The sequence below is a fragment of the Acidovorax sp. Root275 genome (assembly GCF_001428965.1).
Lineage (GTDB): Bacteria > Pseudomonadota > Gammaproteobacteria > Burkholderiales > Burkholderiaceae_C > Acidovorax > Acidovorax radicis.
In genome coordinates this window covers 57,696-81,140 of the sequence record NZ_LMJH01000008.1, presented here as the reverse complement: position 1 = coordinate 81,140, position 23,445 = coordinate 57,696, and the positions used below count along the sequence as shown (strand labels likewise).

Annotated in this window: 22 protein-coding genes; 10 read left to right on the top strand and 12 right to left on the bottom strand. The window is 67.0% G+C overall.

Going from position 1 to position 23,445, the window contains the following annotated elements:
* Window positions 1-15 precede the first annotated feature (15 nt).
* From ASE52_RS10505 to ASE52_RS10485, 5 genes are all read left to right on the top strand, one after another.
* Window positions 16-1,641 carry a peptide chain release factor 3 gene (locus ASE52_RS10505; protein WP_010466660.1) on the top strand — a complete coding sequence of 542 codons (1,626 nt, stop codon included), beginning with the start codon at window positions 16-18 and terminating at the stop codon, window positions 1,639-1,641.
* A gap of 80 nt (window positions 1,642-1,721) precedes the next feature.
* On the top strand, window positions 1,722-2,687 hold the full coding sequence (locus ASE52_RS10500; protein ID WP_057225973.1) for a glycosyltransferase family 2 protein: 966 nt from the start codon (window positions 1,722-1,724) through the stop codon (window positions 2,685-2,687).
* Complete coding sequence (locus ASE52_RS10495; RefSeq protein ID WP_057270389.1) at window positions 2,665-3,057, top strand: GtrA family protein; 393 nt, start codon at window positions 2,665-2,667, stop codon at window positions 3,055-3,057. Before ASE52_RS10500 ends, ASE52_RS10495 begins: the two co-directional genes overlap by 23 nt.
* Complete coding sequence (locus ASE52_RS10490; RefSeq protein WP_140426210.1) at window positions 3,033-4,502, top strand: hypothetical protein; 1,470 nt, start codon at window positions 3,033-3,035, stop codon at window positions 4,500-4,502. The genes ASE52_RS10495 and ASE52_RS10490 overlap by 25 nt, the downstream gene beginning before the upstream one ends.
* A 106-nt stretch (window positions 4,503-4,608) precedes the next feature.
* Window positions 4,609-5,418 carry an HAD-IIB family hydrolase gene (locus ASE52_RS10485; protein WP_057225968.1) on the top strand — a complete coding sequence of 270 codons (810 nt, stop codon included), beginning with the start codon at window positions 4,609-4,611 and terminating at the stop codon, window positions 5,416-5,418.
* A 107-nt stretch (window positions 5,419-5,525) separates the two neighbouring features.
* On the opposite strand, the gene ASE52_RS10480 is transcribed toward ASE52_RS10485, so the two are convergent.
* The 5 genes from ASE52_RS10480 to ASE52_RS10460 all read right to left on the bottom strand — a co-directional run bounded on the left by ASE52_RS10480 (window position 5,526) and on the right by ASE52_RS10460 (window position 10,100).
* Window positions 5,526-6,767, bottom strand: coding sequence for an ROK family transcriptional regulator (locus ASE52_RS10480; RefSeq protein WP_057225966.1), 1,242 nt, complete (start codon window positions 6,765-6,767; stop codon window positions 5,526-5,528).
* Between the two features lie 13 nt (window positions 6,768-6,780).
* Complete coding sequence (locus ASE52_RS10475; RefSeq protein ID WP_057225964.1) at window positions 6,781-7,233, bottom strand: RbsD/FucU domain-containing protein; 453 nt, start codon at window positions 7,231-7,233, stop codon at window positions 6,781-6,783.
* 3 nt (window positions 7,234-7,236) lie between these two features.
* Complete coding sequence (locus ASE52_RS10470; protein WP_057225962.1) at window positions 7,237-8,043, bottom strand: ATP-binding cassette domain-containing protein; 807 nt, start codon at window positions 8,041-8,043, stop codon at window positions 7,237-7,239.
* 2 nt (window positions 8,044-8,045) lie between these two features.
* On the bottom strand, window positions 8,046-9,005 hold the full coding sequence (locus ASE52_RS10465; protein WP_057225960.1) for an ABC transporter permease: 960 nt from the start codon (window positions 9,003-9,005) through the stop codon (window positions 8,046-8,048).
* Window positions 9,006-9,086: 81 nt separating this feature from the next.
* The gene (locus tag ASE52_RS10460; RefSeq protein WP_010466676.1) at window positions 9,087-10,100 is read right to left on the bottom strand and encodes a sugar ABC transporter substrate-binding protein; all 1,014 of its coding nucleotides are present in this window, start codon (window positions 10,098-10,100) and stop codon (window positions 9,087-9,089) included.
* Between the two features lie 136 nt (window positions 10,101-10,236).
* Between ASE52_RS10460 and ASE52_RS10455 the strand changes: the two genes are divergently transcribed.
* On the top strand, window positions 10,237-11,304 hold the full coding sequence (locus tag ASE52_RS10455; RefSeq protein ID WP_057225959.1) for a PfkB family carbohydrate kinase: 1,068 nt from the start codon (window positions 10,237-10,239) through the stop codon (window positions 11,302-11,304).
* A gap of 3 nt (window positions 11,305-11,307) precedes the next feature.
* Here ASE52_RS10455 and ASE52_RS10450 read toward each other — a convergent pair whose 3' ends face one another.
* The 3 genes from ASE52_RS10450 to ASE52_RS10440 all read right to left on the bottom strand — a co-directional run bounded on the left by ASE52_RS10450 (window position 11,308) and on the right by ASE52_RS10440 (window position 14,439).
* Entirely contained in the window at window positions 11,308-12,786 is a 1,479-nt protein-coding gene (locus ASE52_RS10450) for an NYN domain-containing protein (RefSeq protein ID WP_057225957.1), read from the bottom strand.
* An 86-nt stretch (window positions 12,787-12,872) separates the two neighbouring features.
* The gene (locus ASE52_RS10445; protein WP_057225955.1) at window positions 12,873-13,835 is read right to left on the bottom strand and encodes a tripartite tricarboxylate transporter substrate binding protein; all 963 of its coding nucleotides are present in this window, start codon (window positions 13,833-13,835) and stop codon (window positions 12,873-12,875) included.
* Window positions 13,836-14,007: 172 nt separating this feature from the next.
* Complete coding sequence (locus ASE52_RS10440; RefSeq protein ID WP_057225953.1) at window positions 14,008-14,439, bottom strand: Lrp/AsnC family transcriptional regulator; 432 nt, start codon at window positions 14,437-14,439, stop codon at window positions 14,008-14,010.
* 132 nt (window positions 14,440-14,571) lie between these two features.
* Between ASE52_RS10440 and ASE52_RS10435 the strand changes: the two genes are divergently transcribed.
* Window positions 14,572-15,528: an arginine deiminase-related protein gene (locus ASE52_RS10435; RefSeq protein ID WP_057227147.1), complete on the top strand. Its 957-nt coding sequence runs from the start codon at window positions 14,572-14,574 to the stop codon at window positions 15,526-15,528.
* Window positions 15,529-15,730: 202 nt separating this feature from the next.
* On the opposite strand, the gene ASE52_RS10430 is transcribed toward ASE52_RS10435, so the two are convergent.
* On the bottom strand, window positions 15,731-16,075 hold the full coding sequence (locus ASE52_RS10430) for a hypothetical protein (protein WP_057227145.1): 345 nt from the start codon (window positions 16,073-16,075) through the stop codon (window positions 15,731-15,733).
* Window positions 16,076-16,492: 417 nt separating this feature from the next.
* On the opposite strand from ASE52_RS10430, the gene ASE52_RS10425 reads away from it, so the two are divergent.
* From ASE52_RS10425 to ASE52_RS10415, 3 genes are read left to right on the top strand one after another with little or no spacing between them, the layout of a single operon-like run.
* Window positions 16,493-17,515 carry an ABC transporter substrate-binding protein gene (locus tag ASE52_RS10425; protein ID WP_056162776.1) on the top strand — a complete coding sequence of 341 codons (1,023 nt, stop codon included), beginning with the start codon at window positions 16,493-16,495 and terminating at the stop codon, window positions 17,513-17,515.
* Window positions 17,512-18,411 carry an ABC transporter ATP-binding protein gene (locus tag ASE52_RS10420; RefSeq protein WP_057225952.1) on the top strand — a complete coding sequence of 300 codons (900 nt, stop codon included), beginning with the start codon at window positions 17,512-17,514 and terminating at the stop codon, window positions 18,409-18,411. Before ASE52_RS10425 ends, ASE52_RS10420 begins: the two co-directional genes overlap by 4 nt.
* On the top strand, window positions 18,404-19,261 hold the full coding sequence (locus ASE52_RS10415; protein WP_057225950.1) for an ABC transporter permease: 858 nt from the start codon (window positions 18,404-18,406) through the stop codon (window positions 19,259-19,261). Before ASE52_RS10420 ends, ASE52_RS10415 begins: the two co-directional genes overlap by 8 nt.
* A gap of 240 nt (window positions 19,262-19,501) precedes the next feature.
* Here the strand turns inward: ASE52_RS10415 and ASE52_RS10410 are convergent, their stop codons facing one another.
* From ASE52_RS10410 to ASE52_RS10400, 3 genes are all read right to left on the bottom strand, one after another.
* The gene (locus ASE52_RS10410; RefSeq protein WP_057225948.1) at window positions 19,502-19,876 is read right to left on the bottom strand and encodes a ferredoxin family protein; all 375 of its coding nucleotides are present in this window, start codon (window positions 19,874-19,876) and stop codon (window positions 19,502-19,504) included.
* Window positions 19,873-21,537, bottom strand: coding sequence for an FAD-binding protein (locus ASE52_RS10405; RefSeq protein ID WP_057227144.1), 1,665 nt, complete (start codon window positions 21,535-21,537; stop codon window positions 19,873-19,875). Before ASE52_RS10405 ends, ASE52_RS10410 begins: the two co-directional genes overlap by 4 nt.
* 96 nt (window positions 21,538-21,633) lie before the next feature.
* Window positions 21,634-23,436, bottom strand: coding sequence for a twin-arginine translocation pathway signal protein (locus tag ASE52_RS10400; RefSeq protein WP_057225946.1), 1,803 nt, complete (start codon window positions 23,434-23,436; stop codon window positions 21,634-21,636).
* Window positions 23,437-23,445 lie beyond the last annotated feature (9 nt).

The following is a 23,445-nucleotide window of genomic DNA, read 5'->3' as shown; positions in this document are numbered from 1 at the left end:
CTGGAACCACCCCCTGTGTCCTACGCCTCAGAAACCCGGCGCCGCCGCACCTTTGCCATCATTTCCCACCCCGACGCCGGTAAAACGACGCTGACGGAAAAGCTGCTGCTGTTCTCGGGCGCGATCCAGATCGCGGGTGCCGTCAAGGGCCGCAAAGCCAGCCGCCATGCCACGTCGGACTGGATGGAAATCGAAAAGCAGCGCGGTATCTCGGTGGCCTCTTCGGTCATGCAGATGCTGTATCGCGAACACGTGATCAACCTGCTCGACACCCCCGGCCACAAGGACTTCTCTGAAGACACCTACCGCGTGCTTACGGCCGTGGACTCAGCGCTGATGGTGATCGACGCCGCCAACGGTGTGGAAGCGCAGACACGCCGCCTGATCGAGGTCTGCCGCCAGCGCGACACGCCCATCATCACCTTCGTGAACAAGATGGACCGCGAAGTGCGCGACCCGCTCGACATCCTCGACGAAGTGGAGCGCGAGCTGGGCATGCCCTGCTGCCCCATCACCTGGCCCGTAGGCCAGGGCAAGAGCTTTGGCGGCATCATCAACCTGCGCACGCAGACCATGACGGTGTTCACCCCCGGGAGCGACCGCGGCCCGAAAGACTTTGAAGTGGTGCCGCTGGCCGAGGCCGACAGGCTGCGCAAGCGCTTTGGCCAGCCCTTTGACGATGCGCTGGAGAGCATGGAGCTGGCCGTGGGTGCCTCGGCGGCCTGGAGCCACGAAGACTTCCTGGCCGGCAAGCTCACACCCGTGTTCTTCGGTTCAGGGGTGAACAATTTCGGTGTGATGGAGGTTCTGGACGCCGTGGTCGACATGTCACCGCCGCCCGGCCCGCGCGTGAGCACGCTCGAAGTCAACAAACAGCCCGTCGTGAAGACCATCGCGCCCGAGGACGAGGGTTTTGCGGGCGTGGTGTTCAAGGTCCAGGCCAACATGGATGCCAACCACCGCGACCGCATCGCCTTCGTGCGCGTGGCCTCGGGCAAGTACATGCCGGGCATGAAGCTCAAGGTGCAGCGCACCTCCAAGGAACTGCGCCCCACCAGCGTGGTGACCTTCATGAGCCAGCGCCGCGAGGCGGTGGAAGAAGCCTACGCGGGCGACATCATCGGCTTTACCACCCACGGCGGCGTGCAGCTGGGCGACACCATCACCGACGGCGCCAACCTGCAGTTCACCGGCCTGCCGTTCTTCGCCCCGGAAATGTTCATGACCGTGGTGCTCAAGAACCCCTTGCGCACCAAGCAGCTGCAGCAGGGCCTGGCCCAGCTGGGTGAGGAAGGCGCGATCCAGGTCTTCAAGCCTGACGCTGGCGGCAACATGCTGCTGGGCGCCGTGGGCCAGCTGCAGTTCGAAGTGGTGCAGCACCGCCTGAAGGCCGAGTACGACGCCGACGTGCGTCTGGAAGGTTGCCAGTACACGGGCGCCCGCTGGATCACCGCGGACAACGCGGCCGACCTGCGCGCCTTCACCGACGCCTACCCGCTGCGCCTGGCGCACGATGCGGCCGACACGCTGGCCTATCTGTGCACCAGCCCGTATGACGTGCGTCTGGCGCAGGAGCGGTTTCCCAAGATCCACTTCCACCCGCTACGCGAGCATGCGGGGCTGGCGCTGCAAGGAGCCTAGCCCGCACAAGATGGGAAGTTATTGCGCAGTCAGACCTTTTGTTTTTTCTTGCGCAGACACGACTCGCCCAGCCCTCCACCATGGAACAGCCACCACTGAAGCCCCGTCCTGCCTCGTTGACGATCATCTGCCCGATGAAGAACGAGGCCGGCAATCTCGCTGCTTTTCTTGCCCGCCTGGTCCCTGTTTTGGAATCGGCTGCGGACACCTATGAAGTCGTGTGCATCAACGACGGAAGCAGTGACGACACCCTGTCACGCTTGCTGCTGGCGAGGGAGCAGAACCCCCACCTGCGCATTGCCGACCTGTCGAGGAATTTCGGCAAAGAGGCGGCACTCACTTGCGGCATCGAGTTGGCGAGGGGCGACGTCGTCATCCCGATGGACGCTGATCTTCAACACCCGCCCGAAGCTATTCCAGAAATGGTGTCCCGCTGGCGCGAAGGCTACGAAGTGGTCCTGGCGAAACGGCAAAGCCGTGAAGCGGAACATTGGGCTCGCCGCAAGACCGCCGGGTGGTTTTACAGCTTGCAGAACCAGATTTCCGAAGTCGATATTCCCGCAGACGTCGGCGATTTTCGGCTCATGGACCGCAAGGTCGTCGAAGCCCTTAAAAGACTGCCCGAACGCCGCCGCTTCATGAAGGGCCTGTTCGCTTGGGCCGGCTTCCGGCAAACGACGGTGACTTTTGTCTGCGAGCCCCGTTTTGCGGGCGCCAGCAAATTCTCGGGATGGCGTTTGTGGAACTTCGCCCTGGAAGGGATCACCTCGTTCTCCACGGTCCCGCTTCGCATCTGGACTTACATCGGCTCCACCATTTCCGCCCTGGCCCTCGTCTATGCCATCTTCCTGTTGCTCAAGACTTTGATCCTGGGGCGTGATGTGCCGGGCTACGCCTCCCTGATCACATCCGTCCTGTTCCTCGGTGGACTGCAGCTCGCGGGGCTTGGCGTGCTTGGTGAGTACATCGGCCGCATCTACGGGGAAGTGAAGCAGCGGCCCATTTATATTATTCGCGACCTCTATGACTTTCCGGATCGCTCCTGACTCCTTGGCGGGCAAGATTGCCAAGTTTTCTGGCATCGGTGTGATCAATACGCTGATCCATACGGCCGTCGTCGTCCTGTCCGTCGAGCGCTTCGGGGTTCACCCGTCCATCGCCAACGCCATCGCGTTTGTGGCGGCCAACAGCTTTTCCTATTGGGCAAACCGCCGCTGGAACTTCAAGACAGAGGCATCACTGGGGCAATACGGGCGCTTTCTCCTTGTATCCCTGGCCGGGCTTGCCATCACCGTGCTGGTCAGCGGGTTTGCGGCTTGGGCAGGCTGGCATTACCTGGTGGGGCTCGGACTGGTCTTCGTCGCGCTTCCGGCGCTCACTTTCCTCCTCCATTGGCGATGGACGTTCAAGCACTGAGAGCCGCGCGGCTCGCGCTGCGCGAGCGCATCGACCGCCACCCCTGGATCGAATATCTCGGCGCCACACTGCTTCTGTCCCTGCTCACCCTGCTGGCCCATGGCGCATCACTCCAGGGATCTTGGCGCTGGGATGACGGCGCCCACCTGAGCTACGCCGCCCAACACACACCCTGGCAATATTTCTTGGAGCCCCACATTGCCCAGGGGCACTCCAGCGCCAATGTCGCTCCGTGGAACCTGCTGTTCTACGACATCAACCTGAGCTTGTTCGGCATGGCCGCCGCCGGTCACTACGCGCATTTGCTGCTGCTCGTGGGGCTGGGAGCCGCGTTGTTCTATGCCGTGTTGCGAGAGTGGGTGGCGCCCCTGCCCGCGCTGATCGGCGCCATTGCGCTGCTGCTCGGCAAGCCCACGGCCCACATCGCAGCGGGCCTGATGCACGGGCACTATGCGAGCGGCTTCGTTTTCGCCATGCTGTCGATACTGGGCTGGACCCGGTATCTCAAAGGCGGACGCGGATACTGGCTGGCGCTGTCCGCCCTCGCCTATCTGCTGGCGACTACCTGCAAGGAAGTCTATGTGCCCCTGGTCGTGCTCTTGCCCTTCCTGCCCGTGGGCACGCTGCGGCAACGGATGCGCGCACTGGTACCGTTCGTGCTGATTGCACTGGCCTATATGGGATGGCGCTATCTGCTGCTAGGGCGCCTCGTGGGCGGCTACAGCCAGGGGGTTTTTGATGCCGGCGAGGCCCTGCGCCAGTTGCTCAGGGTTCCCAAATTGCTCCTCGGCTCCAAACCGCCCGGCAACATCCTTGCCGTTGTATTTCTCGGCCTTTTGTGCCTCGCGGTCGTGAAGCGACGGCTCCATGGACCTGTGCTTTTCGTGTCCTTGGGCATCGTCCTGCTGCCTCTGATACCGCTGACGGCCTTTCCGGGAATTCACAGTCCAGACCGCTATCTGTTCGTGCCGTGGATTGCGTTTTCTGCCTGTCTGGCGGCCATCTGGCCCCGAGAGGCGCGCCCTGCTGCTGCCCTTGTCGGAAGCGCTGCGCTTGTTGCGGCCCTGGCGGGTGTGCATGCGCAGGAGACCCAGGCGCTCAGGCCCAACCTGGCGTATTGGGACACGCTGTATCGCTTTGCGCTGTCGCTCGACAAAGAGCGGCAGGCCATATTCGTAGTCCCAGAGTTCGGAGGCACCGATGATGGATACAAACGCTCTGTACTGATCCGCGCCCGAAACACCGCCGATCTTTTTGCGCCGAAGCCACAGCCAGGCAATTTGCACGTCGTGGACGAAAAGGGCCGTGGCCTGGAGCAGATCCCATCGACCACCCTGCAGCTTTTTGAGTTCCGTGACGGGGACATGGTGCCCATGTCCGCCGAAAGGGTTGCAGAAAAATTCCCGAGCCTGACGCGCGGGAAAACGGCCCCAAGTACCGGTTAGGAGTGGGCATCTCTTCGCTCACAGGGAGAAGCGCAAGCCCGAGCGGCAGCCCTCCGTGATTTTCACCAACGTCCACCTTGCCATCGCCATGCCTACCCATTCCCCCATGCTCCCATTGAGTGCCTGGAGTCCACCCGCCCGCCTCGTCGGCGTGCTCACCGACATCGACGACACGCTGACCACCGAGGGCGCTGTGCCTGCGCCCGTCTTGCAAGCGATGGAAGCACTCAAGGCCCGGGGACTGGCAGTGATTCCCATCACCGGCCGCCCCGTAGGCTGGAGCGAGCCCTTTGCAGCTGCCTGGCCCGTGGACGCCATCGTGGCCGAGAATGGTGCTGTAGCCCTGCAACGCAGACCAGACAATCGCGACGCGCTATCAAAACGATACCAACAGGATGCAGCCACACGCGCAGCCCATTTCGCCCGCATGCAGCAAGTGCTGGCTGACATCGAAGCCAGGGTGCCCGGCGCCCGCCGCGCGACCGACTCGCCCGGACGCGAAACGGACATCGCCATCGACCACAGCGAGTTCACGCACCTGCCCCAAGCGCGCATCGACCAATGCGTGGCGATCCTGCGCGCCGCAGGCATGAACGCCACCGTGAGCAGCATCCACATCAACGGCTGGTTCGGGGCGCACAACAAGCTGGAGGGCGCGCGCTGGATCGTGCGCGAGTTGCTGGGACGCGACCTCGACGCGGAGATCGACCGCTGGGTGTATGTGGGCGACTCGACCAACGACCAGCTCATGTTCGAGCACTTTCCCCACAGCGTGGGGGTGGCCAACATCGCGCGCTTTGTGCCACAACTGCAGCACCTGCCGCGTTATGTGACCGAGGGCGAGCGGGGCGCGGGGTTTGCCGAAGTGGCGCGGGCGATCCTGGCGGGCCGGGATCGGGGCGAGCGCTGCCCTTGATGCAACCTCGGCCGAGAAATTTTGAATAAAAATACGGCCTGGCGCTTGATAGACAAGCGCCAATAGCTATATTTTTAATAGCAAATCTTCACCGCCCCATGCCCTGCTCAGGCCTTGAGGAAGATGTCCGTATCCGGCGCAAAGCAGGCATGCAAGGGCAGCAGCGCCCCCCCCAGCGCCCGGGCGTCGGAGCCCATGGTGCCCAGTTCCAGCCGGGGCGGCTGGTGCAGGCCTTCCCAGTTGTAGTCGGCCAGCGCGTGGCGGGCGCCTTCGCACAGGGCCTGCAGCAGCTCGGGGGCTGCGGCGCCATCGACCACCACGGCGTCCAGATCCAAAAACGCGGTGGCCGAGACGATGCAGTGCGCCAAGCCCGCCGCAGCGCGCGCAATCCAGCCCCGGCTGTGTTCCAGCCACGGGGCCTGCAGCACACGCTTGTCGTAGGCGGCCATGGGGTCGAGGCCGTGTTCGCGAAAGCGCTGCTCCAGCTCCCACAGCGAGGCTTGGCTGATGAGCTGCGCCGGTGCCTGGCCCGGCTGGGCTGGTGACAGCGGCAGCGAGGCCACCGCGCCCGCGTTGCCATGCAAGCCCCGGTGCAGGTGCGAGTTGATGACCAGCCCACCGCCCACAAAGGTGTCCATGAACAGGTACAGAAAACTAGGGATGTCGCGCCCGCGCCCCTGCAGCAGCTCGGCCACGCAGGCGGCCGAGGTGTCCTTGGCAAAGCTCACGGGCAGCTCGGTCATCTGCTGCACCTGCTCCGCAAGGTCGATGCTGTTCCAGGCCTCCGACTGGGCCTCCGTCAGGCCCAGCATGCGGTGCCAGCCACCCAGCTGGAACGGCGCGGCCACGCCCACCCCCACCACGCGCGAACGCAGCGGACCCAGGCCGTCGAGCAGCTGGTGCAGGTGTTTGCGGATGGCGGGCAGCAGCACGTCGATGTCAGGGAAGGCGTAGTCCAGCACCACGCGTTCACGCACATGGCCCGTGAAGTCCACGAGCAGCCAGTCGGCGCTGCGCCGCCCGATCTTGATACCGATGGCAAACGCGCCGTCGGGGTTGAGGCCAATCGGCACCGAGGGCTGGCCCACACGGCCGCGCACCGGTGCTTCGCGGCGCAGCAGCTGGTCTTCATCGAGCCGCGCAGTGATGAGCCCGATGGTCTGCGCCGTGAGGCCCGTGACCCGCGCCATCTCGGCCTTGGCCAGACTGCCGTGGGTGCGCAGCGCCTGCAGCACCACCCGCTCGTTGAACTGGCGCAGCCCCACGTGGTTGGAGCCGCGCTGGCGCAGCAGTGCGGGGCTGGCGGCAGCGTTGTCAACAGGGAGGGGGGAAGCGTCGGTGTCCAGCATGGCGGCGAATCAATCAGGCACTCAGAGTGTCGCCGATGACGCCCTTGCGCAGCAGGAAATTGCCCCAGGGCTGCAGCTCGCCCGTCACCACGATGGCATAGGCCTTTTTGACGCGTTCGTAGAACGCAAAACGCTCCACGCCTTCGGCCTGCTCGCTGGCCACGCCCTCGCGTGCCAGCACGTCCATCGTTTCGCGCTGCAGGGCTGATCGGTACGGCACCTCGGTACCGCCCACCTGCATGTAGGCCACGGGGTGCGGCACGTCCTGCGCCAGGGGCAGCACGCTGGCCACCGCTTGCACGGCACGCGCCATGCCAATGCCGGGCAGGCGCAGCACGGGCTTGCCCGCGCCCAGGCTCATGGCGGTGAAGTTGGCGTCGGCCAAAACAATGGCGTCGTCATGGCCCATCTCGGCCAGCACCTTGAGCAGGTCGGGGGTCAGCAGGGGGTCAATATTTTTCAGCATGGTTCAGGCAAGGCATTCAGCGGGCAGGTCAGACGCGGCCATGGCACCGGTCATCACGGCCACGGTGTCGCTCATGCTGATCTTCTTGGGGTTGACGACGGCAGCGCGCTTGCCCAGGCGGGCGATGTGGATGCGGTCGGCAATCTCGAACACATGGGGCATGTTGTGGCTGATGAGGATGACGGGCAGGCCCTTGTCGCGCACGCGGCGGATCAGCTCCAGCACCATGTTGCCTTCCTTCACGCCGAGGGCGGCGGTGGGTTCATCCATGATGACCACGTGGCGCGCAAACGCTGCCGCCCGCGCCACGGCCACGCACTGGCGCTGGCCGCCCGAGAGGGTCTCCACCGCCTGCGTCATCGAGCGGATGCCGACCTTCAGCTCGGCCATGCGGGCCACGCTTTCTTCGAGCATCTTTTTCTTGTCGAGCATGCGCAGCGCGCTGCCCAGCAGTCCGGGGCGACGCAGTTCGCGACCCAGAAACAGGTTCTCGGCAATCGTCATGGCCGGGGCCACGGCCAGGTCCTGGTACACGGTTTCGATGCCCGCGCGGCGTGCGTCGATGGGGCTCTTGAACTGGATGCGCTGGCCGTCGAGCAGGATCTCGCCTTCGTCGGGCACGGTGGCGCCCGACAGCGCCTTGATGAGACTCGACTTGCCCGCGCCGTTGTCGCCGATCACGGCCAGGATTTCACCGGCGCGCAGTTCAAAGTCGGCGCCATCCAACGCGGTGACCTGCCCGTAGCGCTTGACCAGGCCCTTGGCCTGCATGACCAGCGGGGCGTTCGTGGTGTGTGTGGAGTTGGTCATGATCAACGCACTCCTTTGCGCGAGAGTTGGTCGGTGGCCACGGCCAGGATCACGAGGATGCCGGTGACGAGGATCTGGTAGACCGACGACACGCCCATGAGCGTGAGCCCGTTGCGGAACACGCCCACAATCAGCGCCCCCACCAGCGTGCCCAAAATCATGCCGCGCCCGCCAAACAGGCTGGTGCCGCCCAGCACCACGGCACTGATGGCGTCGAGGTTCTCGGTCTGGCCCGCGTTCGGGTCGCCCGCGCCGGTGCGGGCCACCGACAGCACCGACGCGATGCCGTAGAACAGGCCCGCCAGCACATACACGCCCAGAAGCACCTTGTCGGTGGCAATGCCGGTGAGGCGCGTGGCTTCGGGGCTGTTGCCCACGGCGTAGACATGGCGGCCGGGCGCGGTCTCGCGCAGCGCAAACCAGGTGACGAGGTACAGGGCCAGCATGAGCACGGCCCCCCACACGATGGCGGTCTGCCCCAGCTGGAAGGTGTTGCCCAGCGCGGTCATGCCGGCCGGGATGTCGGTGATCGTCTGCGCGCCCGAGTACAGCTGCGTGGCGGCAAACGCGATGTTGAGCGTGCCCAGCGTCACGATGAAGGGCGGCAGCTTGATCTTGGTGACGAGCAGGCCGTTGATCAGGCCGAACAGCATGGTCACGGCCATGCCGCAGGCAATCGCCACAGGTGCCGAAAGGCCATAGTCCGCCGCCATCTTGGTCATCACGATGCCGCCCAGCGCCATCACCATGCCACACGACAGATCAATGCCCGCCGTGAGGATGACCAGCGTCTGGCCGATGGCGATCACCGCCACCACCATGACCTGCTGCAGGATGAGCGCGAAGTTCTGAGCCGACAGAAAGCGTTCGCTCTGCGTGGCAAAAAAGGCGCACGCCAGGATCAGCGCGATGAACGGCCCCAGCGTGGCCAGGGGCGGTAGTTTGAAAGCGGGCGATGTCATGGCGGCTCCGGGCGGGTGGCTAAATTGGGCACTCAGGCAGGCCCCTGCAGGGCTGCCTGGTCCCACATCAAAAGGGACGTGTTACTTGGCGCCCCAGCACAGGTCCGTGCCAGTCTTCACGTCCTTGCTGTCCACACCCGCCTGTGGCTTGGCGGCGATCAGCGTCACGCCCGTGTCGGTGTAGCCGCTGACCTTCTTGCCGGTCTTGGCATAGTCCACACCTGCCGCCACGCCCATCGCGGCCATGCGCAGCGGGTACTGCTGGCTGGTGGCGGCGATCACACCCTTGCCCACGTCGGCGATGCCCGCGCAGCCACCGTCCACCGAGACGATGAGCACGTTCTTCTCCTTGCCTGCGGCCTTGAGCGCGTTGTAGGCACCGGCGGCGGCGGGCTCGTTGATGGTGTAGACGATGTTGATGTCGGGGTTCTTCTGCAGGCAGTTTTCCATGCCGGTCTGGCCCTTGGCGCGGTCACCAAAGCTGTCGGCCATGCACACCACTTCGGCGGGGCGCGACAGCTCATTGCTCTTGGCATCGTTGGCCTGCAGGCCAAAGCCCTTCAGAAAGCCGTTGTGCCGCTGTGCGCCCACGGGGTGGCCGGGGAACAGGTCCAGCGTGGCAATCACAGGTTTCTTGCCTGCAGCAGCTGCCTTGGCGTACTGGCCGATCAGCTCGCCCGCCTTGTAGTTGTCGGTGGCAAACAGGGCATCGCTCGCGTCCATCGGGTCGGTGGGGCTGTCCAGGGCAATCACCATCACGCCGCGCGCCTGGGCTTTCTTGATGGCGGGCACGATGGCCTTGGCATCGCTGGGGGTGATCAGGATGGTCTTGGCGCCAGCGGCGATCAGGTTCTCCATGGCTGTGACCTGGCCGGCGTTGTCGCCGTCGGTCTTGCCAGCGGCCGACACCAGCTTGGCGCCCAGCTTCTTGGCCTCGGCGGTCGCCCCCTCTTTCATCTTCACGAAAAAGGGGTTGGTGTCGGTCTTGGTGATCAGGCCGATCACGGGCTCGGACGTTTGTGCCTGGGCCAGGCCACAGGCCATGGCGCCGGTGAGGGCAAGGACAGAAAGCGCGAAAGCGGGGGTGCGTTGCATGGCGTTGTCTCCGGGTTGTGGGATGGCAGATTCCTGTCGGCCCCGTGCTGCACGGCTGGCAGGTGAACCACTCTTGTCGGGTGGATGGGATCGAACTATAGTGGCCGACAAGTTAATAAATCAAGTGGATTTACTTATGGTTTTCCCTATCCAGTCCGCCGACTCCAGCCCCGCCTACACCGCACCGCGGCTGCGCGTGGCCACGGCGGGCGAGGCCTTGTTTGACCTGATCGAAGAGCCCGATGGCCGCCTCAAGCCCTGCGCGGGCGGCGCGGTCTACAACCTCACGCGTGCGCTGGGCCTGCAGGGCGTGGGCACGCTGTACCTCAACCCGCTGTCGGGCGACATGCTGGGGCGACAACTGGCCCACGGCTTGCAGGAGGCGGGTGTGGCCCTGACCGCCCCTGCGCCGGTGCGCGCACCCAGTGCGCTGGCACTGGCCGCGCTGGATGCCGAGGGCAAGGCCAGCTACAGCTTCTACCGCGACGGCGTGGCCGACCGCCAGGTGACGGCAGATGCGCTCATTGCCGCGTGCGCCGCCCAGCCCCACCTGCAGGTGGTGGCCACGGGCTGCCTGGCCCTGGTGGCGCAGGACGCCGCCATCTACCTGCCCTGGCTGGCCGCGCAGCGCACCGCCGGGCGCATGGTGGTGGTAGACGCCAACCTGCGCCTGTCCGCCGTGGACGACGCGCCCGCCTACCGCACCAATGTGATGGCCGCGTTGCAACAGGCCCACCTCATCAAGGTGAGCGACGATGACCTGGAAGCGCTGGCGGTGCCGGGCGCCGATGCGCTGCAACGTGCCCGCCACCTGCTGCGCCAGACGCCCGCCCAATGGCTGGCACTGACCCTGGGGCCCGGCGGCGCCTGGCTGCTGCAACGCGACGGGCGGGCCGTGCATGCGCGTGAGGAAATGCCGCTCACGGTGGTGGACACCGTGGGCGCAGGCGACTGTTTTCTGGCGGGTTTGATCACCGCCATGCTGGCGGGTCCGGAGCGCGGCGAAGAGGCCTTGGCACTGCGTCCTGGTGGCCTGACGGCCCCCGTCACCGAAGCCCGTTTGCTCGCCGTGCTGCACCACGCGCTGGCCAGCGCCAGCCACTGCGTGGAGCGGGCAGGCTGCACGCCGCCCAGCTATGGGGAAGTGCGCGAGCGGTTGGCGTTACTGCGCACGGCCACTACCCCTACCGCAGCCGCCCAGTAGCCGTCACTCGGCCGGTTTGTCCGCAGGTTTGCGGGTCCGGCTGCGCGGGCGCGCAGCGGACGGTTTGGTGGGCGCTGCACCCTCCGCGTCCGGTGCGGTTGGCTCTGACGCGGCGGTTGCCGACGGCTGCGAACCCGCGGCATCGCTTGCATCCGCCACGGCACGCGCGCCGCGCGCACGGGGCGCTGCGGTTTTGCGGCCGGCACCGCCTGCGCTACTGCCGCTGCTGGTATCGCCCTTGCTGCGAGCCCGGCTGCGACGGGGTGCTGCAGCATCGACGCCATGGGGTTCTGCGGGAGCCAGTCCGGCCGGAGGCGAGGCACCATCATCGGCCTCGGGAAAGGCATCCGGTAGCGGCGCGGCCTCGGCCGCGACCGGCTGGCTGAAATACCGGCTTGCCGGGCGCTCTGCGGGGGCATCGGCCTGCTCGGACTCGTGCGACTCGCTGCGGGGTGCGTTGCGCATGTCCGCGCGGTCTACCCCTTCGCTGCGGCGGCCTCGGCTGCGCCCGGCAGGCCCCTGGCCATCGCTGCCGCCAGTGGGCAGGTCGGGTGCAGTGGCCACCGCATGGAAGTCGTGCCGCACCGACGCGCCCTGGGGGACCCGCTCACTCCCTGCCTCGGACCGTGCTGGCGCCGCCGCCCCCGTGGACTGACCGTGGCTGCGGTACACGTACGCACCCGATTTTTCGTCACGCCCAAACTCCAGCAGCCCGCGCGCCTGCGCTTCTTCCAGCAGATTGCCAAACGTGCGGAAGCCGTATCGGCCCTCGCTGAAATCGGGCTTGCGCCGCTTGATCGCCTCCTTGAGCACCGAGGCCCAGATCTTGCCCGTGTCGCCGCGCTCGGACAGCAGGGCTTCGAAGGTCTCGGCCGCCAGCTCCACCCCCTGGGTGCGGCGCACGTCCTGGGTTTCCTTGCGGCTGCGCTCTTCTTCAGCGCTGCGGCGTGGGGCCGGTGGATTGTTGTTGCCGGGGTTCTGGCGCCGGGCCAGGGCACGCTGGTTTTCGCGCACCAGGTCGTCGTAGAAGATGAATTCGTCGCAGTTGGCAATCAGCAGATCGGATGTGGACTGCTTCACGCCCACACCGATCACCTGCTTGTTGTTCTCGCGCAGCTTGGACACCAGCGGCGAAAAGTCCGAGTCGCCGCTGATGATGACGAAGGTGTTCACGTGCGACTTGGTGTAGCACAGGTCCAGCGCGTCCACCACCAGGCGGATGTCGGCCGAATTTTTGCCCGACTGGCGCACGTGGGGGATCTCGATCAGCTCGAAGTTCGCCTCGTGCATGGTGGCCTTGAAGCCCTTGTAGCGCTCCCAGTCGCAGTAGGCCTTCTTGACCACGATGGAGCCCTTGAGCAGCAGGCGCTCCAGGATGGGCTTGATGTCGAACTTTTCATACTGCGCATCGCGCACGCCCAGGGCGACGTTTTCAAAGTCGCAAAACAGGGCCATGCTGATGCTGTCGGAGGGGGATGCCATAAATGCTCGCGGTGTCGTTCAGTGTTGGGACGGATCATCACACGGAACGCAATCAGCCCCTCCTGAGGGCCGGCTTCACATCGGATTCAGGCCGGCTTGGCCAGGCCCAACTTTTCGACCAGCGCCTTCTCACGCGTGAACGTGTCCTGCGCGAACTTCTTGTACGCCGCCGTGCTCATGTACATCGGCACCATGTCATAGCGCGCCAGAGCGGTGCGGTAGCTCTCCTGCTCCATCGCCTGCTTGAAGGCATCGTGCAGGCGCTTGACCACCGCGTCGGGCGTGCCCTTGGGCGCGCCGATGCCGAACGGCGAGTTCTGCACCAGGTTCAGCCCTAGCTCCTTGAGCGTGGGTGCGTCGGGGAACTTGGCCAGGCGCTCGGCGCCCCAGGTGTTGAGCACGCGCAGCTTGCCGGCCTCGACCTGCGGTGCAAAGCCGGTGGAGTCGGCCGCCGCCATGATCTGCCCGCCCAGGATGGATTGCATCAGGTCCGCACTGCCCTTGTAGGGCACGTGCAGCAGCTCCAGTCCCAGTTGCTGCGCGATGAGCTCCATCGTCAGGTGCGGGCTGGTCATGGTGCCGGTAGAGCCGTAGCTGAGCTTGCCGGGGTTGGCCTTGGCCCAGGCCACGAAGTGCGTCCAGGTCTTGAGCGGCGAGTCGGCAGGCACCACCAGGCCAAACGCATAGCCGGTGACGTTGAGCACATAGCTGATGTCCTTCACCGGGTCCCAGTTGATCTTGGTGGTGTAGGGCAGGCGGAATACGCCCAGCGGGATCTGCGCCACGGTGTATCCGTCCGCAGCGGCGGTCTGCAAGGCCTGCGCGGGCAGCGTGCCGCCCGCACCGGGCTTATTTTCGACGATGACGGGCTGGCCCAGGATCTTGCTGGCGTTGTCGGCCAGAGAGCGCATGGTGATGTCGGTGGGGCCACCGGCCGGGAAGGCGATCACGAGCTTGATGGGCTTGTTCGGAAAGCTCTGGGCCTGCGCCACGAATGCGGGGGCAGCGAGGCTGGCGGCTCCCCATTGGATGATCTGGCGACGTTGCATGGCGGGGCTCCTGAAAGGCAAAACAAAGACTTCGCCATTGGACTGCAGCGGGCCTGACGACGGTGATGCGGAAACCCCCTAGCCGGTGTCGCCAATGTGGCACGACCCCCTTCAGGCGCTGCGCTGACTGGACGGTCGTGTGCCGACCATCGCCGTCCGCCAACCTTGGGGCTCAAGCCTTGTACGTGGACAGCAGGATGCTCGTCTCGGTGTTCGCAATGCCCGGCGTCAAGCGGATGCGCCCCAGCGCCGCGTCGAAGGCCTCCAAGCTCTCGGCCCGCACCTCGGCCACGATGTCCCAGCGGCCGTTCGTGGTGTGCAGCGTGCCCACCATGGGCTCGCCGCGCAGCGTGCGGATCACCTCGGGCGCTGCGTTGCCTTCGACCGCGATGCTCATCCAGGCGCGGATGCGCTGGGGCTCGGAGTCGGGCCGCAGGCGCACGGTGTAGCCCACGATGACGCCGCTCTCCTCCATCTTGTGCAGCCGGTTCTGCACGGTGCCGCGCGAGACGCGCAGTTTGAGCGCCAGCGTGGCCACGGGCGTGCGCGCGTCGGCCCGCAGGATGCTGAGGATTTCGCGGTCGGTGTCGTCCAGCCTGTTCATAGTGGGCCTCTGGGTGATCAGAACGCCAGATTTTGCTGCATTTCGATCAGTTTGAAGTCTATTGGTTGGCTGGCACTGTCCGGAAGATTCATGCACCACCACCTTACCGCTACCGCGCAGCCACTGACCGCCATGCCCTCCCCCGCATCCGCCCAAGCCCCCTCCGCCGTCGTGATGGTCCGCCCCCACCGCTTTCACCCCAACCCGGACACCGCGCACGACAACGCCTTTCAGTCCGTACCAACCACCGCCGCCCCGGACGACATCGCGCGCCAGGCATATGCGGAAGTCACGCAGGCCGCAGCGAAACTCGAAGCCGCCGGCGTGCGCGTGCACCTGTTCGACGACCTGGGCGAACGCCACGCGCCCGATGCGGTGTTCCCCAACAACTGGTTCTCCACCCACGCAGGCGGCCACGTGGCCGTGTACCCGATGTACGCACAGAGCCGGCGGCGCGAGCGCCGCAGCGACGTGCTGGACCTGCTCAAGGCCGAATACCGCGTGCAGGACGTGATCGACTACTCGGGGCTGGAGGCCGACGGCATGTTCCTCGAAGGCACCGGCGCGATGGTGCTCGACCACATCGGCCGCATCGCCTACACCGCGCAATCGAACCGCGCCGACCCGGTGGCGCTGGAGCGGTTCTGCACCCACTTCAACTACGAGCCCATGGCCTTTGCCACGGCCGATGCGCAGGGCCGGCCGTGCTACCACACCAACGTGATGCTCTGCGTGGGCACCGACTTCGCGCTGGGCGAGTTCCACCTGATCACCGACGCCACGCGGCGCGACGCCGTGCGCGAGCGGCTGCGCGAAACCGGCCGCGACGTCATCGAGCTGAGCGCCCACCAGATCGGCGAATTTGCCGGCAACGCGCTGGAGCTGACCGGCGCCCAGGGCCGCGTGCTAGCCCTGTCATCGCGCGCCGCCGCCAGCCTGACCAGTGCGCAGAAGGCGGTCATCGAACGCAGCGCCACGCTGCTGCCGCTGGCCGTGCCGACCATCGAATTGGCGGGCGGGTCGGTGCGCTGCATGCTGGCGGGCGTGCACCTGGCGCGGCGCAGCGCGGTGGACGCCCTGGCCAACTGACCGCCCGTAGACCAGTCTGCGAGCACACGGCGTGGCTGCTGTGCCGCGCCGGCACTGGAGTTTCGGTTAAAAAAGGCCTCTACCGCTTTGTAGGCAAGCGCTAGCAGCTATATTTTTAATAGCAAATACATTCCAAGCGCTGCGTAGCGCACCGCCTGCTGCACCATCCCGCCAACAGTTCCCTGGCCAGCCACCACCCAGTTCACGGGCGCGGCACGTCGGTGGTCGCCACATCCGCATCGCACCCTACGCCCGCCGCAATCCACCGCCGCGCCAGCCAGGCCAGCGGTGCCGTCAACCAGCGCTGCCGCAGGCCCGTCACCTCGCCCGGGTCCGCCACCATGCCGCACAGGTACCGGGCGTGCACTTCGTCCCACCGCAGCGCCACGCAGGCCCCACGGCGGCGGCGCGACACCAGCATGCCCAGCGGGCAGGGCTCGGCCAGGCAGCACAAACCGCAGCCATTGCAGGGCGCGCCCACGGCCGGCTTGGGCGGCGCGTCGGCCTGCAGCCAGACCACGGCGTGGCGCGGGGGTGGGGTCTTCATCGCGCCATTGTGCCGACCGCCCGCCTCCTTGCGCATCACCACACCGCTGCGTCGCTTTGCAGCGCCCCGCGGCCACTGCTGGCTTTTCAGCAATGGGCGCCAAAGCGCACACGCCCTGCTGCAAATCCAGCAGCCGTGCACAGGCGCTCGCACCCCGCCGTGGCGTCCCCGACTGCTGTCAACTGCCATACACGTCAACGCCGCAAGGTGCGTCTACCCAGGCGACGCAGCGCAAAGGCGGGGCAGGCGCAGCGCCCCGGCGCCATGCACGATTTCCGCATAAGCAGCCTCGACGCCATGGCACGCGGGTTGCGAAAGGCAGGGGGTCTCAGGCCGCGGTAACGGCGCCCGGTCCGAGTGAATGCACACGCACTGCACTGCACACCTCACTGAATCACTGCAACGAAGGAACTCCCCATGCTCGATCTGTCGAAACGCTTCCTGCTGGTCTCCGCGCTGGCGCTGGGCCTGGCGGCCCCTGCCGCCGCGCAGAACCTGGAGAAATCCGAAATCCGCTACCAGGGCTGGGCCGGCCAGGTGGTCTGGATCGAACTGGCCGAAGACCTCGGCTACCTCGCACCCCTCAAGTCCAAGTGGGTGGGCAACACCATCAGCGGCCCGCAGGACATCCAGACCGTGGTGACCGGCGACGTGGACATCGGCGGCGCCTTCTACGGCGCCATCATCAAGCTCGCGGCCAAGAAGGCGCCGGTCAAGGCCGTGCTGGGCTACTACGGCTCGGACGACAACACCTACAACGGCTACTACGTCAAGGACGACAGCCCCATCAAGGGCCCACGCGACCTCATCGGCAAGAAGGTCGCAGTGAACACGCTGGGCGCGCACCACGAGTTCATGCTGCGCGAGTACCTGGAGCGCGGCAAGCTCACCAACGCCGAGGCCAAGCAGGTCACGCTGGTGGCCACGCCACCCGTCACCGGCGAGCAGGCGCTGCGCCAGGGCCATGTCGAAGTCTCCACGCTCGGCGGCGTGCTGCGCGACAAGGCGCTGGAACGCGGCGGCATCCGCCCGCTGTTCAAGGACCGCGACCTGTTCGGCAACTTCACCGGCGGCGCATTGGTGCTGCACAACAAGTTCATCGAGCAAAACCCCAACACCAGCCGCCACCTGGTGTCGGCCCTGGCCCGCTCCATCGAATGGGCGCGCAACACACCGCCCGCCGAAGTGCGGGCGCGCTACACCAAGATCATCGAAGGCCGCAAACGCGCCGAGACCGCCGACGCCATCCAGTACTGGAAGAGCACCGGCGTGGCCGGCAAGGGCGGCCTCATCACCGACAAGGAACTGCAGATCTGGGTGGACTGGCTGGTGAAGGACGAGGTCGTCAAGCCCGGCCAGCTCAAGGCCGCCGACCTGTACACCAACGCGTTCAACCCCTACGCCAACGGCGGCGTGGACAAACTGGCAGCCAGCAAATGACAAACGCCATTCATCCCCACACCGCGGCCGCTGCCGCGACCAACGCGCCGGCCAAGATCCGCTTCGAGCATGTGACCAAGGAGTTCACCGTGCGCGCCGACGACGGCGGCCCATCCAAGCGCTTCGTGGCCGTGCAGGACGTGACGCTCGGCATCCGCCCCGGCGAGTTCCTGGTGCTGGTGGGCCCTAGCGGCTGCGGCAAGTCCACCCTGCTCGACCTGCTCGCGGGCATCACGCCGCCCACCAGCGGCCAGGTGCTCATCGACGGCAAGGCCATCACCGGCCCCGCGCGGGACCGGGGCGTGGTGTTTCAGCAGTACGCGCTGTTCCCCTGGCTCACCGCGCTGGACAACGTGGCCTTCGGCCTCGAAGTCGCGGGCCTGGGCAAGCGCGAGCGCCGCGAAAAAGCCGCGCATTACCTGCAGCTGGTGGGGCTGTCCGACTTCGCGCAGCGCTACCCGCACGAGCTCTCGGGCGGCATGAAGCAGCGCGTGGCGATTGCCCGCAGCCTGGCTTACGAGCCCCAGGTGCTGCTGATGGACGAGCCCTTTGCCGCGCTGGACGCGCAGACCCGCGAGACGCTGCAGGAAGAGCTGGTGGACATCTGGCAGCGCACCGGCAAGACCATCGTGTTCATCACCCACGGCATCGACGAGGCCGTGGTGCTGGGCCAGCGCGTGGCGGTCATGACCACCCGCCCCGGCCGCATCAAGGAGATCGTGGACATCCCCGAATCGCTGCGCGCCGAGACCGACGACATCCGCTCGCTGCCGCTGTTCGGCGAGCTGCGCCACCGCATCTGGGGCCTGCTACACGACGAGGTCGCCTCCGCGCGCCACGAACGCCGCAGCCGCATCGCCGCCCAACCCGTGATCAAGGAGTCCCACCATGTCTGACATCGCACTGCCCGCGCACGCTGCGCAGCAACCCGCAACCGCCCTGCCCCATGCCGCACAGGCGCTGCCCACCGTGTGGCTGCGCCTGGCCCGCCGCGTGGCCAACGGCGCCTGGCGCTCCGGCCTGGTGCTGGCGCTGGCCGTGCTGTGGGAGCTGGCGCCCCGCCTGGGCCTGACCGACCCGACCTTCCTGCCGCCCCTGACCGAAGTGCTGGCCGCGGGCTGGGTGCTGGCGCAAAACGGCCAGCTGTGGGAGCACACCTCCATCAGCCTGGCACGCTCGCTCGGCGGCCTGTCGATCGCCGTCGTGGCCGCGATTCCGCTGGGTCTGGCCATCGGCTGGTACCAGCGGCTGGGCCAGGCGCTCAACCCGCTGATCGAGCTGCTGCGCAACACCGCGCCGCTGGCGCTGCTGCCGGTGTTCCTGCTGCTGCTGGGCATCGGCGAGGTGTCCAAGCTGTCCATCGTGGTCTATGCCTGCGCCTGGCCGCTGCTGCTCAACACCATCGCCGCCGTGCGGCAGGTAGACCCGCTGCTGGTCAAGTCCGCCCGCACCATGGGCGCCACGCCGCGCCAGCTGTTCGTCAAGGTCATCCTGCCCGCGTCGGTGCCCACGATCTTCGTCGGCATCCGCCTGGCTGCCGCGTCGGCCATGCTGGTGCTGATCGCCGCGGAAATGGTGGGGGCGAAGGCCGGGCTGGGCTACCTCATCATCTATGCGCAGTACAGCTTCCTCATCGGCGACATGTACTTCGGCATCATCGCGATCACGGCGATTGGCGTGAGCCTGAACTTCGCTCTGCAGAAGCTGGAGCGGCATTTCACCGCCTGGCAAGGCGTGGCGCGCTAAGAGCGGATAACAAAACTCTTCTGGCGTCGTTGCCGCGTCTTGTCGTACTACTCGTACTGCCTGCGACGCGGCGCCTAGCCAGAACCGCTTCGCTGAGTTTTGTTATCTGCTCTAAAGCTGCATTCACCCGAAAGTCATCGACATCACCCCAGCAAAAAGGCCACTGCGTGCAAACGCGGTGGCCTTTTTGCTGGGGTGCAGCGACATGGGTGCGGGCGCTGCGCGCTTGTGCCGTTGGTTTCAACGCAGCGCGGCGCCCAGCAAGTGGTAGCTCTGGTCCAGCCGTGCGGTGCTGCCGTCGCGCACATCCCAACCGACCGCACGGCGGTAGCTGCCCCACAGGGGGGCCGCCGGCTGCGCGGCAGGACTCACATCGGCCTGGGCCTCGGCAAGCGTTGCCAGGGGCACCGTCTGCGGCGCTACGTACAGCGCGTCCACCGGGCAATACAACTCGCACATGAAGCAGGTCTGGCAGTCCGCCTGCCGCGCAATGGCCGGCAGGCCCGCAGCGTCTGTACCCGACGCGGCAGGGGCCGCATCGAAGACGCGCGTGGGGCACACCGCCACACAGATGTTGCAGCCCGTGCAGCGGGCTGCGTCAATCAGTTCGATCATGCGGCGGCCACCTCACGCTCGGTGGAGGCGCCGCGGCCGGCTGGCAGGCGAGCCACCCACACCTGCTGCAGCCCGCCCACCACGAGATGGTGCTGCTGGGCGGGGTCCAGCTGCGCAAAGTCGGTGCGGCGGTGCATGCCCCGCGTCTCGGTGCGCGCCAACGCGCTTTGGTACATCCAGCGCGCGTGGGCCAGCAGGGCCACGGCCTGGCGTGTGCGCCGCAGCGCCTCGGGCAAGGCGGGGGCGCTGCGCTCGGCCAGCGTCCACAGCGCGTCCAGGCGCTGCAGCGAAGGCTCCAGCCCATCGCGGCTGCGAAACCAGTTGCGCTCGAGCGGGAAGACTTCGGCCTGCACGGCCGCCACCAGGGCTTGCGGGTCCATGCGCTGCGTGGTCGCGGTGCTGACGTGCGAGCGCGCCGCCCCCAGCCCCGCCTGCCCCGCCTGCCCCGCACGCCACACCGGCGCGGCGGCAGGCGTGCTGCGGTGCGCCAGTGCGTGGTCGGCCGCCCCGGCCCCGGACCAGAACCCGGTGGACAAGGCCCAGGCAGCGTTGTGGCTGCCGCCGCCGGTAAAGCCGCCGCAGATGGGCTCGCGCGAGGCCACGTCGCCGGCGGCGTACAGCCCCGGCACGCGGGTCGCGCAGTCGAGCCCCTGCAACTGCAGGCCACCCGTGCCACGCACAGTGCCTTCGAGCCGCAGGGTGATGGGAAACGGCTGGGTGAACGGGTCCCGGCCCAGGCGGTCAAAAGGCAGAAAGAAATTGGGCTGCGCCTGCCGCATCCACGCACGCACCGCGCCGTCGGCCTTGTCGAGCACGGCAAACACCGGCTCGCTGATGAGGCGCCGCGCGATGATGCTGCGGCCCTGCGACGAGCCTGCGCCGTCGATGACGGCGCCGCCCGGTTCGCGAAAAGTCGCCCAGTTGTAGAACAGCGATTTGGTCACACTGGAAAACGTGGGCCCGAGGCCGTAGGCACTCGAAAACTCCATGCCTGAAAAAGCTGCGCCCGCCTCGGCCGCCATCAGGTGCCCATCGCCGGTGAGCACATCGGTGCCCAGCGCCTTGCTGAGGAAGGCGCAGCCACCGCTGGCCAGCACCACAGCCCCTGCGTGCACCGCCCAAGGCGTGTCGCCGGGCTCCGCCACGCCCGTGGCACCGCGCACCTGGCCGTGGGCATCCACCAGCAGTTCGAGCGCGGGGTGGTGGTCGAGGATGCGCACCCCCGCCGCTTTCACCCGCTTGCGCATCAGGCGCATGTACTCGGGGCCCTGCAGCGAATTGCGCCGCTCGTTGCCAGCATCGTCCACCGGAAAGGGGTAGCCCCAGTCGGCCAGCTGCTGCAGGTTGTGCCAGGTCTGGTCCAGCACGCGGTCCATCCATTCATGGCTGGCCAGAAAGCCGCCCACCGCCTCGCGCTGCGCCTTGGCCGCCGTGCGGGCCTGCAGGTCGGGCGGCACCCACCAGGTGCCGGTGCCCGAGGGTGCGGTGGCGCCCGACGTACCGCAAAAACCCTTGTCCACCAGGATCACGCGCGCCCCGCGGGCTGCAGCGGCAATGGCGGCCCAGGTGCCGGCCGGGCCGCCGCCGATCACCAGCACATCGGCTTCGTGGGTGGGGTGCGCCAAGCGCTCGGCGCGGCGGGTGTCGAAGGTTTCAGTCATGAAAAACTCCAAGGGGGTGAAACAAGAACGGACGGCGCACGACGGCAGACCGCCGCTGCCGTGCCCGCCACACGGACCACGGCAGCGGCGGGCGCATCAGATCGTGATGCGGGTGCCGTCGAAGCGTGTGAACGAGAAGCCCTCGAACGGCTCGCGGAAGGTCTGCTTTTGTTCGCGCAGCAGGCTGATGACCAGGGCCTCGCCCTGCGCATAGGCGGCAGCGGCATCCGAGCGCCAGTGGATGCCGGCAGCTGTGCGGCCTGAGCCGTAATTCAGCGCCAGCTTGTTGAGCTCGCCCCCCACGGTGAGCGCCGGGCCTTGGTACGGGATGAGCCGCGTGGGGTCGCTCGGGTCGGGCTGCACCGGGTTGGCGATGACCAGGGATTCGTCGTAGAACGCCTTGAGCAGCGTGGCGGTGACGGCCGCGATGATGGCCGCGCCGCCGGGGTAGGACGAATGAATGGGCGCGCCCTCCGGGTACACCTGTGACAGCAGGTAGGTGCCGTTCTTCGCGCGGCTGCGCTCCAGCGCCTGCGAGCCCAGGAAGGACTCATGGATCGGGTACTCATTGACCCGGTTGGCCAGGCGGTGGTGCACCAGCCCGCCAAAAGCCTCGGGGCGCAGGATGCGCTGCTCGTACCACTTCTGGTAGTAGTTGACGCGGATGGCCAGCGATGTGGCCAGCGACAGCACCGACTGGAAGTAGGCCGAGCCGAATGTGCCCGAGGCACCGCCGCTGGTCTTGAGCTTGAGGTACGGATTGCTGGGCGCCAGGCTTTTGTCGCCCGCAAACAGCCCGCCATAGCCCGGCTGCGCCGCCGACAGCGGCGTGCCCAGCAACTGATTGGCCGCGAAACTGAACGCCACCGCCGCATGCGCGTAGGCCGCCAGGTCGCGCGTGGTGGCGATGTAGCGCAGCGTGGGGTCGAACGCAACGCGCCCGGCGGGGGCCTTGCCGTTTTGCACGTTGAGCCACTCGTCATAGCCCGTGAGGAACTCGTTGGCCGGTGTGTAGGTGCGGATGCGGGCCGACAAGGTTTGCGGTCCCAGGGGCACATCGCGGTACAAAAACTGTGAAATGTAAGGCCCGTCGGTCACGCCCGGCGGGGTGGCCCAGCGGCCAGTGCGCCCCGTGCGGTCGCTGCTGTCCACATACCAGGCGGCACCGCGGAACAGCGTCTGCGGCGTCACCTTGCCGTTGACCTTGGGGCCGTGGAAGTCCGGCGCGCGGCTCAGCTCTTCGGCCGCGGCAATCACATCGGCGTGCCGCGTGCCGTCCTGGAATTCGCTGAAAGGCACGTCGCGCAGCAACGCCACCCAGTAGATCTCGGCGGCCTCGCCCGCGCGCTGCGTGCCCGCCAGGGTGGGCGCGGGGGGCAGCGAAAACTGGGCGGCATTGAGGCCATCCAGGCTCACCGCCAGGGTGCCGATGGGGTTGACCAGCTTGCGTGTGCCACCCAGCACGATCTTTTCAAAGTCGGCCGGGTCGCGCGATGCGAACGCAGCCGTGGCCAGGTTCCAGGCCGGCAGGTCCACCTCGCCCCGGGCGTTGTGCGGCAGGCCCCGGGTGTCCGAGCCGATCTTGTTGGCGTACAGCGCATCGTCACCGTTGACAGGGTGCGGAGGAATCGGCACGGCCGCACTGGCGCGCGCGAGGTCGATGCGCAATTGTTCAGACCGGCGCAAAAACTGCGCGTCGTAGCCTGCGGCAGCCGCACCGCCAGTCCCCGCCTGCTGTGCCTGTGCCGCCGCGCTGCCCACCAGGAGAGCGGGAGCCACAGCGGCGCCACTGGCCAGGCCCGCCAGCCCTGCGCCCGCTTGGCCCAGGAAGTGGCGCCGCGGTGTGTTGTGCGGAGCGCCCAATGTAGAGGCCGTAGGTTGCGATTCAGATGGATGCATGAAAACTCC